Annotated in this window: 17 protein-coding genes; 6 read left to right on the top strand and 11 right to left on the bottom strand. The window is 42.8% G+C overall.

The features are described from left to right. The first annotated feature begins 100 nt into the window (after positions 1-100). Positions 101-628, top strand: a complete 528-nt coding sequence (gene msrA / locus ACSC9N_RS14775; RefSeq protein ID WP_010325870.1) for a peptide-methionine (S)-S-oxide reductase MsrA — start codon at positions 101-103, stop codon at positions 626-628. 57 nt (positions 629-685) lie between these two features. Here the strand turns inward: msrA and ACSC9N_RS14780 are convergent, their stop codons facing one another. The 5 genes from ACSC9N_RS14780 to ACSC9N_RS14800 all read right to left on the bottom strand — a co-directional run bounded on the left by ACSC9N_RS14780 (position 686) and on the right by ACSC9N_RS14800 (position 4,355). Continuing rightward, entirely contained in the window at positions 686-1,090 is a 405-nt protein-coding gene (locus tag ACSC9N_RS14780) for an ExbD/TolR family protein (protein ID WP_004692473.1), read from the bottom strand. Further along, positions 1,090-1,713, bottom strand: coding sequence for a MotA/TolQ/ExbB proton channel family protein (locus tag ACSC9N_RS14785; RefSeq protein ID WP_004692475.1), 624 nt, complete (start codon positions 1,711-1,713; stop codon positions 1,090-1,092). Before ACSC9N_RS14785 ends, ACSC9N_RS14780 begins: the two co-directional genes overlap by 1 nt. Positions 1,714-1,732: 19 nt before the next feature. Next, complete coding sequence (locus ACSC9N_RS14790; protein WP_010325869.1) at positions 1,733-2,500, bottom strand: energy transducer TonB; 768 nt, start codon at positions 2,498-2,500, stop codon at positions 1,733-1,735. Positions 2,501-2,715: 215 nt separating this feature from the next. Next, positions 2,716-3,582 (bottom strand): formyltetrahydrofolate deformylase, encoded by an 867-nt coding sequence (purU, locus tag ACSC9N_RS14795; RefSeq protein ID WP_004692478.1) that lies wholly within the window; start codon positions 3,580-3,582, stop codon positions 2,716-2,718. 71 nt (positions 3,583-3,653) lie between these two features. Next, positions 3,654-4,355, bottom strand: a complete 702-nt coding sequence (locus ACSC9N_RS14800; protein ID WP_010325868.1) for a TetR/AcrR family transcriptional regulator — start codon at positions 4,353-4,355, stop codon at positions 3,654-3,656. Between the two features lie 117 nt (positions 4,356-4,472). On the opposite strand from ACSC9N_RS14800, the gene ACSC9N_RS14805 reads away from it, so the two are divergent. From ACSC9N_RS14805 to ACSC9N_RS14820, 4 genes are all read left to right on the top strand, one after another. Further along, entirely contained in the window at positions 4,473-5,921 is a 1,449-nt protein-coding gene (locus tag ACSC9N_RS14805; RefSeq protein ID WP_010325867.1) for a coniferyl aldehyde dehydrogenase, read from the top strand. Between the two features lie 159 nt (positions 5,922-6,080). Further along, positions 6,081-6,317 (top strand): 50S ribosomal protein L28, encoded by a 237-nt coding sequence (gene rpmB, locus ACSC9N_RS14810; protein ID WP_010325866.1) that lies wholly within the window; start codon positions 6,081-6,083, stop codon positions 6,315-6,317. A gap of 12 nt (positions 6,318-6,329) precedes the next feature. Continuing rightward, a complete protein-coding gene (gene rpmG, locus ACSC9N_RS14815; protein ID WP_003654787.1) occupies positions 6,330-6,485 on the top strand; it encodes a 50S ribosomal protein L33 in 156 nt (51 codons plus the stop codon). A 144-nt stretch (positions 6,486-6,629) separates the two neighbouring features. Then, the gene (locus ACSC9N_RS14820) at positions 6,630-8,345 is read left to right on the top strand and encodes a cation:proton antiporter (protein ID WP_004978997.1); all 1,716 of its coding nucleotides are present in this window, start codon (positions 6,630-6,632) and stop codon (positions 8,343-8,345) included. 58 nt (positions 8,346-8,403) lie between these two features. Here the strand turns inward: ACSC9N_RS14820 and ACSC9N_RS14825 are convergent, their stop codons facing one another. From ACSC9N_RS14825 to ACSC9N_RS14850, 6 genes are all read right to left on the bottom strand, one after another. Then, positions 8,404-8,682, bottom strand: coding sequence for a hypothetical protein (locus ACSC9N_RS14825; protein WP_010325865.1), 279 nt, complete (start codon positions 8,680-8,682; stop codon positions 8,404-8,406). A 105-nt stretch (positions 8,683-8,787) separates the two neighbouring features. Continuing rightward, positions 8,788-9,291: a DUF6586 family protein gene (locus ACSC9N_RS14830; protein WP_004978994.1), complete on the bottom strand. Its 504-nt coding sequence runs from the start codon at positions 9,289-9,291 to the stop codon at positions 8,788-8,790. A gap of 75 nt (positions 9,292-9,366) precedes the next feature. Then, positions 9,367-9,729 (bottom strand): ASCH domain-containing protein, encoded by a 363-nt coding sequence (locus ACSC9N_RS14835; protein WP_029574938.1) that lies wholly within the window; start codon positions 9,727-9,729, stop codon positions 9,367-9,369. Between the two features lie 40 nt (positions 9,730-9,769). Continuing rightward, positions 9,770-10,030, bottom strand: coding sequence for an RNA recognition motif domain-containing protein (locus ACSC9N_RS14840; protein WP_029574937.1), 261 nt, complete (start codon positions 10,028-10,030; stop codon positions 9,770-9,772). Positions 10,031-10,128: 98 nt separating this feature from the next. Continuing rightward, positions 10,129-12,117: an ATP-dependent helicase gene (locus tag ACSC9N_RS14845; protein WP_010325862.1), complete on the bottom strand. Its 1,989-nt coding sequence runs from the start codon at positions 12,115-12,117 to the stop codon at positions 10,129-10,131. Between the two features lie 155 nt (positions 12,118-12,272). After that, a complete protein-coding gene (locus ACSC9N_RS14850; protein WP_029574936.1) occupies positions 12,273-13,427 on the bottom strand; it encodes a glycerate kinase in 1,155 nt (384 codons plus the stop codon). 320 nt (positions 13,428-13,747) lie between these two features. Here ACSC9N_RS14850 and ACSC9N_RS14855 point away from each other — a divergent pair, with 320 nt between their 5' ends. Continuing rightward, positions 13,748-14,494 carry an IS5 family transposase gene (locus ACSC9N_RS14855; RefSeq protein WP_130234824.1) on the top strand — a complete coding sequence of 249 codons (747 nt, stop codon included), beginning with the start codon at positions 13,748-13,750 and terminating at the stop codon, positions 14,492-14,494. Positions 14,495-14,539: the final 45 nt, after the last annotated feature.

Genomic DNA, 14,539 nt, shown 5'->3' on the forward strand with positions numbered 1-14,539 from the left:
AAGCCTGTAATCACAGGCTTTTTTAATCTGTAGCAGACAACATTGTACTGCACCAATCAGCCCTTATATAAACAGATATAAACACAATTAGGATTTTAAAATGCAACAAGCACTCTTTGGTGGTGGATGTTTTTGGTGTGTAGAAGCGGTTTATTTAGAGCTTCAGGGCATACATAAAGTGACCAGTGGTTATGCAGGTGGAGATACCGATAACCCGACGTATGAAGATATTTGTCGTGGCGATACCAACCACGCCGAAGTTATTTTAATTGATTTTGATGAAACTCAAATCAGCTATGCTCAGCTGCTCGATGTATTTTTTGCCACTCATGATCCTACAACACTCAACCGTCAAGGCAATGATGTCGGAACCCAGTATCGTTCAGTCATTTATTATTTTAATGATGCGCAGCGTGCTGATGCAGAGCAAGCGATTAACGACTTAAAGGCAGAAGGTCTCGATATTGTGACCGAACTCAGCCCTGTACCAACGTTCTATTCGGCTGAAGACTATCACCAAAACTTTTACGCTCGTAATCCATCTCAAGGCTATTGCAACTTTGCCATTCCGCCAAAACTGATGAAGCTGCGCTCTAAGTTTCAGGCTTTATTGAAAGACAGCAAATAACTCAATCATTCACCATAAAAAAAGCGACTTCAAGAGTCGCTTTTTTTTAACATCAACTTAGTTATCGCTTACGAAAGCAATATCCGCCAGTCCAGCTTCACTCGCACGAGACATAACTTGTGCGACCATATCGTAACGAGATTCTTTATCTGCACGAAGTTGAACCGTTGGCTTGGTTTCCAACTCACCCGCTTCATTAAAACGCGTTTGTAGTTCTTCCAAACTAATCACTTGATTATCCCAAGCCACTTCACCTTTTGCATTAATACTCACCGTAATGGCTTTAGGTGGAGGATCTACAATATCAGCCGTCGTTTTTGGTAAAGTTAATGGAATTGATGGGTTGGCAACGGTCGCTGTCACCAAGAAGATGATCATCAAAACCAGCATAATATCAATCAGCGGAATGAGATTCATCTCATTCATGCCAGCATCGTTATCGTCACCCAATTGAAAAGCCATTAAGCTTGACCTCCAACTAAACCTTGTTGAGTCGCTTTACTTTCTACTGCCGCAGGTGCTGAGTCTTGTTGCAACATGGTATCAATGAGCAAGCCGTGTGCTTGGTCTTGAAGCTCATGTGCCAAAGTACGGTTTACACGCGCACAGATGTTATACGCTAACACCGCAGGAATCGCGACAGCCAAACCTAAACCCGTCATGATCAGTGCTTCACCTACAGGAGTTGCAACTTGCGCTAAGCCCGCTTGACCACTTTTACCAACAGCAACAAGGGCATGGAAAATTCCCCATACTGTACCGAACAAACCCACGAACGGTGCAAGCGATGCAATCGTACCTAGAACTGAAACACCTTTCTCAGCATTCGCTTTTTCAGCAGAAATTTGACGAAGAAGGGCTTGTTCTGCAACGGCTTTACGTTGTTCAAAGTTCAATACAGCAAACTTTGATTTTAACTTAGCTAAAGCTTGTGAAAGTTGAGCATAAGCTTGTTGTTTCAATTGACGTGTACCCATGATACGTAAAACAAAGATGGTCCACGTTGCAATCGACATTGCCAACAAGATGAAATACAGTGTTTTACTGACTGCATCAGCATGTTGCCAATAAACTGAAAAGTTCATACTCGAACTCCTGATAAAGTTAGCGTTTTGTATTCAATTCTAAATCAAATGGTTGCTCAGCCCGAATTGGATAAGCCACACCATTTTCTTTATAAGGTTTAAATTTAGCGCCTTTGACAGCTCTTAAAATCTTTTCATCTAAAGCAGGCACACCACTTGAGCGCGTAATACGGGCATTCACAATCGACCCTTTTTCATTCGCCTCAATCAGCACCACGACTCGACGGTTTTCACCTTGTAAATCTTGATTACTATAAACTGGTTTTGGAGAGCGGCTCCATTGCACACCTGAACCACCAATCGACACCGACTTAGGTGAAGTATCAGCTGGTGCAGCCTGAGTAACAGGTTTCGCTTGCTCTGGTTGCACGACAGGTTTTTCGACTTTTTTCTCTGTAATCGTCGTGGTGTCTGTCGGTTTCACTGGGGTTTCAGTTGGTTTAACAACTGGTTTAACCACTTCTGCTTTTTTAACTTGTTGAACCTTTTCTACCTTTTTCGGTGGGGTCGGTTGTGGTTTTTCCACAATCTTCACTTCCTTCGGCTTAGTCGGTTCCTTTTTCGGTTCTTCCTTCGGCTTAGGCGGTAGCGGTTTTGGTGGTTCTTGAATTTTAACGAAGCGAACCTTCAATGGTTCTTTTTCAATCGGTTTGAGTTCAGGAGCTTTCATGTGGTTCACTGCCCACAATACGCCCATATGGCCCACGACAACCGCGATCAAAGCAGCAAGAACTTTCTTTTTCATCGGGTTGGGAGTCTGCATAGGAGAAATAACTGTTGAACTCATTAAAATCGGTGACCTAATTTAAGCGGAGTGGTCACTGGGTTGGTTTCCACTATAACGCTTATCGGTTAGTACAATAAAGTAGCGCAATGATAAATGAGAAGTGTTTTCATTTGCAACTATTAATTTGTCACTTTTTATGGTTTTTTCTAATCATACCCAAACAAAAAAGGCATACTTAATGTATGCCTTTTTCAATCTTGCTTGCAACCCATTTTTTATTGGAAAACGACTGTTTTGTTACCATCAACAATAATACGGTCTTCTAAGTGCCACTTCACTGCACGTGCCAAGACATTACGTTCAACATCCTGACCCAATTCACGTAATTGATCAACCGTAAAGTCATGGTTCACACGCTCTACATCCTGCTCAATGATCGGACCTTGGTCCAGATCCGCAGTGACATAGTGCGCAGTTGCACCAATGAGTTTTACACCTTTTTCATGCGCTTGCTTGTATGGGTTTGCGCCAACAAAAGCAGGTAGGAATGAATGGTGAATGTTGATCACTTTCATTTCCCACTTCTCGACAAATGCTTCATCTAGAATTTGCATATAACGCGCAAGTACCAATAAGTCATTGCCTTGCATTAATTCATCAATTTCAGCATAAGCTTCGCGTTTGTTGTCCTTCGTTACAGGGACAACTTCAAACGGAATGCCAAAGTTCTCAACCGCTTCGCGTAAAGTTTCATGGTTAGAAATCACTTTGGTGATTTCGCACGGCAAACCACCACGCGCATGACGCCATAACAGCTCAAGTAAGGCATGGTCTACTTTAGACACCAAAATCCCGACTTTTTTCACGTCGCTGACCAGTGCCAAACGCCATTGCATTTCATAACGCTCTGCTACATTTGCAGCAAAAGTTTGAGTGATGCTTTCTTTACGAGACTGTAAATTGTCTAGTTCAAACTCAACACGCATGAAGTAACGTCCGCCCTGAGCTTCAGTCGCGTATTGATCAAGCGCAGTAATATTCGCGCCTTGATGATACAAAAAGCTCGATACAGCTTGCACGATCCCTGGCTTATCTTCACAAGTAATCAGTAAACGTGCCGTGTTAGCAGTTGTCATATTCATGTCAGTTTAAATCAGTAAAATGAAAATCAAGCCGAGTATTCTAGCGCTTTTTACCCAGCTGTCAAAACACCTTATGGCTTATCATCCGATTTAAATGACGCCAAGCTCGAAAACAGTTCAGACGGCCCCATCGTATCCAACAAGCGCTCATACGTCTCACGACTTTCACCACGCAAATAGGTCCCTTCTAAGAACACCATTTGACGGAGTGCCTGCCAGACCCACTTTTCTTCTAATGTATTGGAATCAGTGATATGACCCGACATATAAAGGAAGTTGGTCCAGTTGGTCAGTACAATCCATAAATTGATAATCAGGGCTTCAATTTCTGACGACGTCATTTGCATCAGACCGGCATCAACAAAGGCCTGATAGATCTTTTGCCCTTGTTGCATCACTTGCCCTGCAAAACGCGGATACATCTTGCGGAAGTCTTCATTGTTTTCAACCAAATGATAGACATCACGATGTAAAAAGCGATAAGCCCACAACTGGCTGCTTAGCACCTGAAAATAACGAATTTTATCATTAGCATCTAACAGACGGTCATCGGGCAAAGCCAGCATCTGTAGCGTTTCGCCTTGATACTGTTCCATGAGCTCTTTGATAATTTCACTTTTATTGCGAAAGTGATAATACAAATTGCCCGGACTCATATTCAATTCAGCGGCAATATGATTGGTCGTAACAGAACGTTCTCCACGCTCGTTAAAAAGCTGCAAACTGAGTTGCAAAATACGTTCTTTGGTTTTCAACGTTTTAGTTTGAGACATCCTAAAATAACCATTCATTCAGTGCATTAGAAGACTAACACATAAAGTAACTTGACTAATTAGAGCAATTACTCTAAAAAATTAAACATAAATTGAAATTTGAAATGGTAGTGCGGCATGAACAGTCAAACAAAAACAACTTCATTGACACCACATTCTTATGATATTCAGCACCTACATGATGTGCTTGAACAGCAAAAGCACGCTTATTTACGTTATCCATTGCCAACCGCAAAAGAGCGTATTGACCGTTTGGCACGACTTAAGCGTATCTTAGTTAAGTATCAAGATCAATTTGCAGAGGCAATTAATCAAGACTATGGCAACCGTTCCACCAGTGAAACCAAAATTGGGGAATTACTCACCTGCCTTGAACATATCAAATATTATAGCAAGCATTTAACCACGTGGATGAAACCCTCGAAACGTCACGTTTCCATCATTCACCAGCCGGCTAAAGCATGGGTGCAATATCAACCTTTAGGTGTGATCGGCATTATTACCCCATGGAACTATCCTTTATTACTCTCGATTGGACCCTTAATTTGTGCTTTGGCGGCAGGTAACCATGCCATGATCAAGATTTCTAGTTCATCGGGTAACTTTGGTCGCATCCTTGAAAAAGCGCTCTCTGAAGCCTTCCCTCAAGAATTAGTTTCCGTGACCAATGGCGGTGGTGCGATCTCGGATGCCTTTTGTCGTCTGGCTTTTGACAAACTGATTTTCACAGGTTCAACCAATGTCGGTAAAACCGTCATGTCTGCTGCGGCAGAGAACCTCGTTCCATTGATCCTCGAACTTGGCGGAAAATCACCAGTATTAGTACATCCTTCTATTCATTTACGGGATGTTGCACAGCGGATTGCTGCAGGTAAACTGTGGAATGCAGGTCAAACCTGTGTGGCACCTGACTATATGTTCTTGCCTAAAGGTAAAACTGCCGAGTTTATTGAACACTTCCGCGAGTGTGTGGAAGAGATGTATCCTGACATTCTGCATAATCCAGACTACACTTCAATTATTAATGACCGCCAATACAACCGCTTGCAAAGTTATCTTGAAAATGCACGTGAGCATGGAGCACAGGTGGTTGAAATCAACCCAGCCCATGAAACCTTCTCCGATACACGTAAAGTGCCCCCTACACTGTTAACTGGCGTCACGCCTGACATGCGTATTATGCAAGACGAAATCTTTGGACCACTGCTGCCGATCATGGAATATGATCAAATAGACGATGTTATCGAGTTTATTAATAGCCGTCCGCGTCCACTTGCATTATACTACTTCGACTTTGATCAGGCGCGTGCAGATTATGTTGCACAGCGTACTCATTCAGGGCATTTCGGACAAAACACGGTTTTGACCCATGTCGCACAAGACGATTTACCATTTGGTGGCGTTGGTGCATCAGGTATGGGGAAATATCATGGTCCAGAAGGTTTCTTCAGTTTGTCGCATGAACGGTCAGTGATGTCGAATCCCAAGTTATATAGCTTGAAATTCATTCTCCCACCGTTTAACAAACCAATTCACAAGTTGATTTCAAAGACCCTTCTTCGCTAAATGATCAAGGCATGACCTATCGCACGGGTTCATGCCTAGTTTTAATGAAAATCGCTTGTCTTTTAAGCGCATTTTTGGTATAAAACGCCCCTTGAATGATTTCATCCGTTTACTTAATAACTAGCGCACAATCGGTGCTGTCTAGCAATGGAGTTCACCATGTCTAAGGTTTGCCAAGTTACCGGCAAGCGTCCAGTCGTTGGCAACAACGTCTCGCACGCCAATAACAAAACCAAACGCCGGTTCGAGCCGAACCTGCATCACCACCGTTTCTGGTTAGAAAGCGAAAAACGTTTCGTACGTCTTCGTCTAACTACAAAAGGTATGCGTATTATCGACAAATTGGGTATCGAGAAGGTTGTTACTGACCTACGTGCTCAAGGTCAAAAGATCTAAGGAGTCTGAACAATGCGTGATAAAATTCGCCTAGTTTCTACTGCTGGTACAGGTTATTTCTATACCACAACTAAGAACAAACGTACTATGCCGGAAAAAATGGAAATCAAAAAATTTGATCCAAAAATCCGTCAACACGTAATCTTCAAAGAAGCTAAAATTAAATAATTTTAGTTTTTTGGAAAAAACGACCTGCTTTAGGTCGTTTTTTTTTGCTTTTTTTTCGTTCGACTTGTTAAACTTTTAATCTCTTTTGGCACCTTTTGTGCTTTGCTTCTTTTTCACCCTTAACTTTTGCTTAAGGAGTTTTTAGTGCCTCATGACGTAGATCTCATTATATTACTTGCTGTCGGTTTTGGGCTTGCGCTCATTTTCGGCTATCTTGCCGTACGCTTACGCCTTCCCCCACTCATTGGTTATCTGATTGCGGGTATCATTATTAGCCCCAATACTCCTGGTATTGTCGCAGACATTCATTTGGCGAACCAATTGGCTGAACTTGGGGTCATGTTCCTCATGTTTGGTGTGGGCATGCATTTTTCCCTCAATGACTTATTACAAGTTCGACGCATTGCGCTGCCTGGTGCCATTTTACAGATTGCTGTAGCGACCCTGCTCGGAATAGGCGTCAGTATGATCTGGGGGTGGAGTTTTGGCTCTGCCTTGGTCTTCGGCTTAAGCCTGTCTTGTGCCAGTACAGTGGTATTACTCAAAGCACTGGGAGACCGTGGTCTACTCAATTCGGTCAACGGTAAAATTGCCGTAGGCTGGCTCTTGGTCGAAGATCTGGTCATGGTCTTGGTGCTGGTACTCTTACCCGCAACAGCAGCTCTACTCGGTGGAGAAGCCCTTGCAGGCGGTGCTGATGACAACATTTGGCTTACCTTAGGCATCACCTTACTCAAAGTAGTAGGCTTCATCGCTTTTATGCTGATCATCGGGAAACGTCTTGTTCCAATGATCATGCAATTTGTTGCTCGACTTGGTTCACGTGAACTGTTTACCTTAACCGTGGTGGCTGCTGCAGTCTCAATCGCCTTTGGCGCGTACAAAATTTTCGGTGTTTCCATGGCACTGGGCGCTTTCTTTGCCGGGATGGTCGTTAAAGAGTCTGACTTTAGCCACCGCGCCGAAGAAGAAACTCTCCCTCTACGTGAAATTTTTGCCATTTTGTTCTTTGTTGCAGTGGGCATGTTATTTGACCCGCGCATCTTAGTGGAACAACCTGTGCATGTACTTGCAGTCGTTGCGATTATTATGGTCGGCAAAACCATTGCGGCCATGGCACTAGTGCTCTTTTTCCGCTACCCCATCAATACGGCACTCACCGTCGGTGCGTCACTGGCACAGATTGGTGAGTTTTCCTTCATCTTAGCGACACTCGGGGTTTCACTTAAACTCTTGTCCTTAGAAGGGCAAAACCTAATTTTGGCAGGAGCACTCATCTCCATCACCTTAAACAGTTTTGTGTTCTCCGCAATTGAGCCTGTACAACGTTGGATTCGTGAGCGCTCACATCTAGCACGCTTACTGGAACGTAGTGGTGACCCATTGGCAATGCTGCCTGATGAAGTCTCACAAGACTACTTACGTGACCAAGTGGTAATTGTTGGACATGGTGAAGTTGGCCGTCGCATTACCAAACAATTGATGGCCGAAGACATTAAAGTGGTGATTGCGGAAGAAAACCGTGAAATTGTAGAAAACCTGCGTGAAAAAGGCATTGCGGCTGTTTCTGGGATGGCGACAGACCCTGGCGTACTGATTCAAGCCCATATTCAGCATGCGCGCCTGTTGGTACTTTCCCCGATGGATATTTTAGATATTCATAAAATCGTGGATATTGCCAAAACCCTCAATCCTGAGATTCAGGTCTTGGTGTGTGCAGAAAGTAAAGAAGAAGCTGAAGTGATTCGCCGCGATCAAATTGGTGAAGTTTATTTTGCAAAAGAGGAAATGGCGAAAAATATGAGCAATCATATTTTAAATCAAATTCAGATTGCACATCATCAAGCACCCACCCACTAAGGAACAAACACTGGATACAAAAAAACGCACTGTTCAGTGCGTTTTTTTCTTATTCGACTTAGCTGAAGAACTTTGGCTTTTCATCCACCACTTCCGCTTGCCACTCGCCTACTTGTTTTTCAAGTAAGCCGTATAAAGCCGCTTGCACCATCTGCTGAGCAACGACTGTTGTCTGGTCGCCCAATAATGCTTTAAGCTCTTCATTAAATTGGATCGTGACTAAGGGTGCACTCTCCGAACCTGCGTTACGTAGTGCGAGCTCACCACCTTCAAGTTGAACCAATTCTAAAATGGCTTCTTGATTTCCAAATAATTCTTTCAATTGTTCTATAGACATATTTCCTCCATGTTCAACATGGTGGCAAAGGCAGTTGCACTTTGCTTCGCTTAGACTTATTGATATAAGGACAAATTTTCAAACTTCAAGCGCTGGTCATCGCTTTTAGAATTCAACCATCTCATTCCGAAAGCCATCGATCAACGCCGTTAAGTCTCGATGCCACTCGCGTAATATTTTGGTATCGGGTAACCATGCCTGAGGGGTTTGAGTTACTTTGATGATCAGATTCGATGAAGTTTCTGACTCAGGTTCAGGTGTACTCGGCTCTGGCGCATACTGACACAAGCGATAAGCACGTTTTAACTCGGCAATGAAACCCTCTTTCGATAGTTGTTGCATTACAGTCACTTCAGGCGAGACTTGGCCTTTAGCTGCCATATGCTCTTCTATGGACTTTAAGGTCGGGGTAAAGTCATTTAAGCGGTAGTAACGGACCAACTCTTGTAGAAACGCAAGCACCGCGCCATGCAAGTGAAACACAGCAGCCTCACGGTAAGCCTGAGCTTGTTGCACATGATCAATTTGTTCTGCTTGTTGACATGAAAGTCGAGCAAAGTAGAGTTTTTGGTTAGTGCGATCAGCATGGTAACGGGCAACACGAGTCATGAAGGGTGTTCCTAAGTTTTGGCGTTTATAACAATTCTAAGAGTAATCTTTCTATACAGCAGTGCATAATAAAAATTATGCATGATCTATTTCAATAAAATAAATCTTTCTTTTTGCTATGACAGGCATCGAAATATGGATTGGACGCACATTTGTGAGTACCCAAGCCCAATATCCCTCTTCCCAATATGATGCCATCGCCGAATCAAGCTCATCTTCTCTCCATGAGTGAATCGACTCAACATCAACCATAGCAACAGCATACCCCAACTCTTCATCGTCCTCGTGGGTTAAATAGTGCTTATTTTCCACAATAATCAAATCTTTGAGCAGCCATTGCTCTGGTCGCCAAGAACGAATCTCTAAGGTTTTATTTCCTTGAGAAATTTGTCGTCCCATCGGCGCAACAATCGATAAAGCTGGATAGATTTTTTTCATTATATCCCATAAAAAAGGAGCATCCATTGCTCCTTTTTATTTATGCTTCTGGCTTCTCAGGCTTATCTTCCGCCTGTTTGACGCGAATACCAGTGCCATGTAAACGTAGTGTATTAAGGCCTTTAATGGCTTTAATCGCTTCACGTGCATGCGGCATTTCAACAAAAGCAAAACCTTTCGATTTACCTGTTGCTGCATCGAGGATTAAATTACATGATGCAACTGTGCCGTATTGCTTAAATAATTCAAGCAGTTCAGCTTCAGTCACTGTACGCTCTAAATTACGAACTAAAATTTTCATCTTACAACCTTCAAAAATAGGCAAAATCATCAAAAAGCAATCGCCTACGCTACTTTCTGAACATTGCACAACAAATACCACAATGTAATCTGTTTAGTTTAATCGAGATTAATACCAAAATCTAAATTAATCGATTGGCGCTCAATTAAAGCACTCTTTACCGTTTGCTGACGAGGCTTATGATGGGTTTCCATGCTACACAAATTTCGCGTCAGATCATTCAAAAAATAACTTTCGACTTTGCGCCCTTGCTCATCAATCACGTCTCGCGCCCACAGACTTAAATTTTGCTTGGTTAAAATCAGCTCATTCTGAGCACGGGTCAGTGCCACATACAAGACCCGACGCTCTTCTTCGACATCATTAAAATTACCTTGGGCACGTGCATGCGGATATTGCCCTGGGGTGACATTGACGACATAACAGACTTTTTGCTCTGTACCTTTGGCCGAGTGAATGGTAATCAGGGTAACGACATCGCTATCGGACTGGCGTTCAATTTCAGAAATCGACACAGGATCAAGCACATATTCCTCTAGGAACTCACTCAACTGGGTATGTTTAGAAGCCAACTGTTTGACCAGTTCAAAATCCCCTTGGCGGCGGTTCCAGTCTTTTTTATAATTTTCTGCCAATTGTGCTTCAATCGCCTGAATACCCAAACTGACACAAGCCTGTACTTCCTGTTTCAGTACCGTCATTTGCTTCATGATCAACACAGTTTCAGCTGGAATCCGCCCAAATTTCTCTAATTTATCAAAGATCAAATCATACTCAGGCTCCAGTAAAAGTTGCTGAGCAAGACGGCTTGCACCCACATCTCCCACCCCATTCCACAGGGTAAGAAAACGCATCCATGCAATATCATCTAGAGGATTGGCAATCACGCGCAGCAAGCTCAGTAAATCTTTCACATGCGCGGTTTCAAGCAGTTTCATGCCCCCAATAAAGCGATACGGGACATTGGCCGCAATACATGCTGCCTCAATATGCCGTGCTGCAAAGCTGGAACGCACCAAAACCATATGATCCGACCAACGCTGTCCCTGTAAGTAATGGCGCTCTTTAATGTCGATCGCAATCCATTTTGCTTCATCAAATTCATTCGGGAAAACGTGCATGCGCGGTTTAATCCCTTCACCACGGTATGCATCTAGGCGTTTATTGTATTGAATTTCAGATTGATCGAGCAGCCAATTGGATAGGTCTAGAATTTCTTGGGTAGAACGGTAGTTTTGTTCTAATTTAAAAATTTGTGCATTCGGCACACGCTCTTTGAAATGGTGAATATTTTCAAAATCTGCCCCACGGAAACCATAAATCGACTGTGCATCATCACCGACACAGAACAGGCTCACTTTGTCTTTAAGGGGCTCAAGCAAGGCCCACTGCAAAGGATTAGTGTCCTGCATTTCATCAACTAGCATGTGTTTGCAGAGCGATGCCACATAGTCGGCTAAACCGTCTGACTGGTCGAGTGCTGAGGCCACGATCGCCAGAATATCGTCATAATCTAAAAAGCTACGGGCACGCTTGCGTGTCTCGTACTCTTTCATGATTTCTGCAATTTGATCTTTAAAAGCCAAATGCTCAGGATGCTGCTTTTCTAAGGCATCACTCAACTTTTGACGCGTATTTCGTGCAAAAGAATACAAGTCACACAGTTCTTGCGGCTTAGGTAGTTGATTGGGATTTTTCTTGTCATCTTTTCCACGAATCAGACGAAACATCATCAACTGATCATCACGATCAATAATTGAAAACTGCTCTAAACCAAAGGCTTTTGGTACGCGGCGTAGCAGATACATACAAAAAGTATGAAAAGTGGAAGCGCGCAGTCCTTTTGCCTGCTCACCTAAAGCCAACTCCACTCGCGCCACAATCTCGCTGGCTGAACGACGAGTAAAGGTTAAAATCTGAATTTGGTTGGCAGGAATCCCTTGATCAATTAGGTACGCAGCACGTGCCACAATGGTTTTCGTCTTGCCACAGCCAGCCCCTGCGAGCACCAGACTGTGTTGCGACTCAGTCGTGGCAGCTTGTTTTTGTTGCGGGTTTAATTCATCAATTAGGCTGGCTAAACTCATAATCACTCATCAATTCGTGGATGCTGCTAGTCTAACAAATCTATGACGTCAATATGAGGCTACAGCAACGATTATCCATTTCTGTCTGAAATGCACCTTCAAATCTGGGGCTAAGACCTTAGGCTCGAACCGCTTACTGCCTCAAAAATTTAAAATTAGGCTTGCTCAGTATGATTTAAAAGCAAAAGTCGAGTAATGTCCTCACAACTGTTTTGCAAATTCTGTTCTGCATTTTTCAATGCTGTTGCTAAATCGCAGTCAGGTTCATTAATCGAAACAATTTGACTAAACCCTTCATCAAATAATGCCTCAATATCCTCCCCGACATGTCCAGCAAAGGCAATCACTGGTTTATTCAACTGCTTGGCTAACTGAGCCACCGCCCACGGCGTTTTGCCAAACTTGGTTTGAAAGTCGATACTACCTTCACCAGTAAAGACATAATCGGCTTGGTTTATTTTCTCCGCCAGTTGAGTTTGCTCAATCACCCACTTCGCGCCAGACTGAAGCTGAGCGCCTGTAAAAGCCATTAGACCAAATCCTAGCCCACCTGCGGCGCCTGCCCCTGCAACATTACGTATCTGTAGATTAAGCTGTGTTTCCACCACATCCGCAAAGTGACTCAAACTTTGATCCAACTGCTCAACCATCTCTGCACTCGCCCCTTTTTGCGGACCAAACACATACGAAGCGCCTTGCATGCCACATAGTGGATTAGTGACATCGGAGGCAATCAAAACTTGTACTCGTTGCAAGCGTGGGTCTAAAGCCTGCATATCGATCCGTTCAATATCTTGTAAATGACCACCACCAACAGACACTTCCCGCCCTTGTGCATCTAAAAACCTTATTCCAAGTGCTTGTGCCATGCCACTGCCTGCATCATTGGTAACACTGCCTCCAAGTGCCAAAATAATTTTGGACACACCTGCGTCCAAGGCATGTCGAATCATTTGCCCCGTTCCCAAAGTTGTGGTCAGGAGTGGGTTTCGCTGTGCGGGCTCAAGTAGATGAATACCATTGGCTTTTGCCATTTCAATAACAGCCGTTTGCCCGCCATCAAATAAGCCCCAATACGTTTTAACTCGTTGTGATGGCAATGGCCCCGTTACCTCACATTCGATCTTTTGGCCTGCTAATGATGTTAATAAAGCATCGACTGTGCCTTCGCCGCCATCTGCCATGGGTACATGTATACATACAGCATCAGGGATTATGTTTTGAATTCCACGCTGCATCGCTGCACAGGCCTGTTCTGCTGTCATACTTTCTTTAAAAGAATCAGGCGCTAAAATAAAAGTTGTCATCATCCATAATTTTTTTAGAAAATTTAATTTATTAATAACACGATTTATAAATTTCCCGCCCGCATTTTTCTCTTTTCATTGTCCTTGGCACAGTTCGTTGTGATTGAAACTGAATACATCTCGATAAAGACAAAATAGCCTCAATAATTTTTTAATTTTAGCCATCTCTGAATTTTACTGTACGCGTCACCAAAATGGCCACCATAGTCCATTTGGTTTTAATGCATAAATTAAACAAAGTACTAGGGTGTGTTGACACTTTTAGCTTAAAAAAATAGCGAAGTAGTAAAATCAAATCGCCAAACCCAATTTTACTATTCGCTATGCCTCGTACCATGCTGACAGATCAACACTGGCAAAAGTTGAAAGTTATTCTGCGTAATTTATCCATTCACCACAACTCAAATTTACGCAATTTTATTGAAGCTATTCTCTATAGAATTAGAACAGGCTGTCCGTGGCGAGATATTCCTTGTTGTTTTGGTCATTCAAACTCTATTTTCAAACGTTTTAATCGTTGGTCAAGCAGCGGTAAGTTACTTAGATTATTCAAATTACTAGCCTCATGCCCCGATATGGATTGGATTTTTATTGATGGCTCTCATGTACGTGCTCATCAACATTCTGCCGGCATAGCGAATCAATCTATTTCTAAAAGTGTAGGAGGAAACTCCTCAAAAATACATTTGATTGTTGATGCACATGGCAATCCTATTGATTTCATGATTACCGATGGAACCACACATGATGTTAAAGTTGCACCTGATTTAATATCAACATTAGATTTAAAAGAGACAAAAGTGGTATGTGCAGATAAAGGCTATGATTCAGAACCACTGCGTGAACAGATCAGGAAAACAGGGACTAAAGCGAATATACCAAAGAAAACAAATAGCCAATCGAACAATGACCATATGGACTGGTATTTATATAAAATCAGGCATTTAGTTGAAAATATGTTTTGTAGATTAAAGCAATTTAGAGGAATAGCTACTCGATATGACAAGCTCAAAAGAAATTATCAAAGTTCTGTTGCTTTAGCCTGTATATTTTTATGGCTACCTTTATAAGGTTAATTATGAACAGTAAATGTCAACAGACCCTAATCAATTAGC

Source organism: Acinetobacter sp. PC34 (assembly GCF_051789135.1).
GTDB classification, from domain to species: domain Bacteria; phylum Pseudomonadota; class Gammaproteobacteria; order Pseudomonadales; family Moraxellaceae; genus Acinetobacter; species Acinetobacter johnsonii.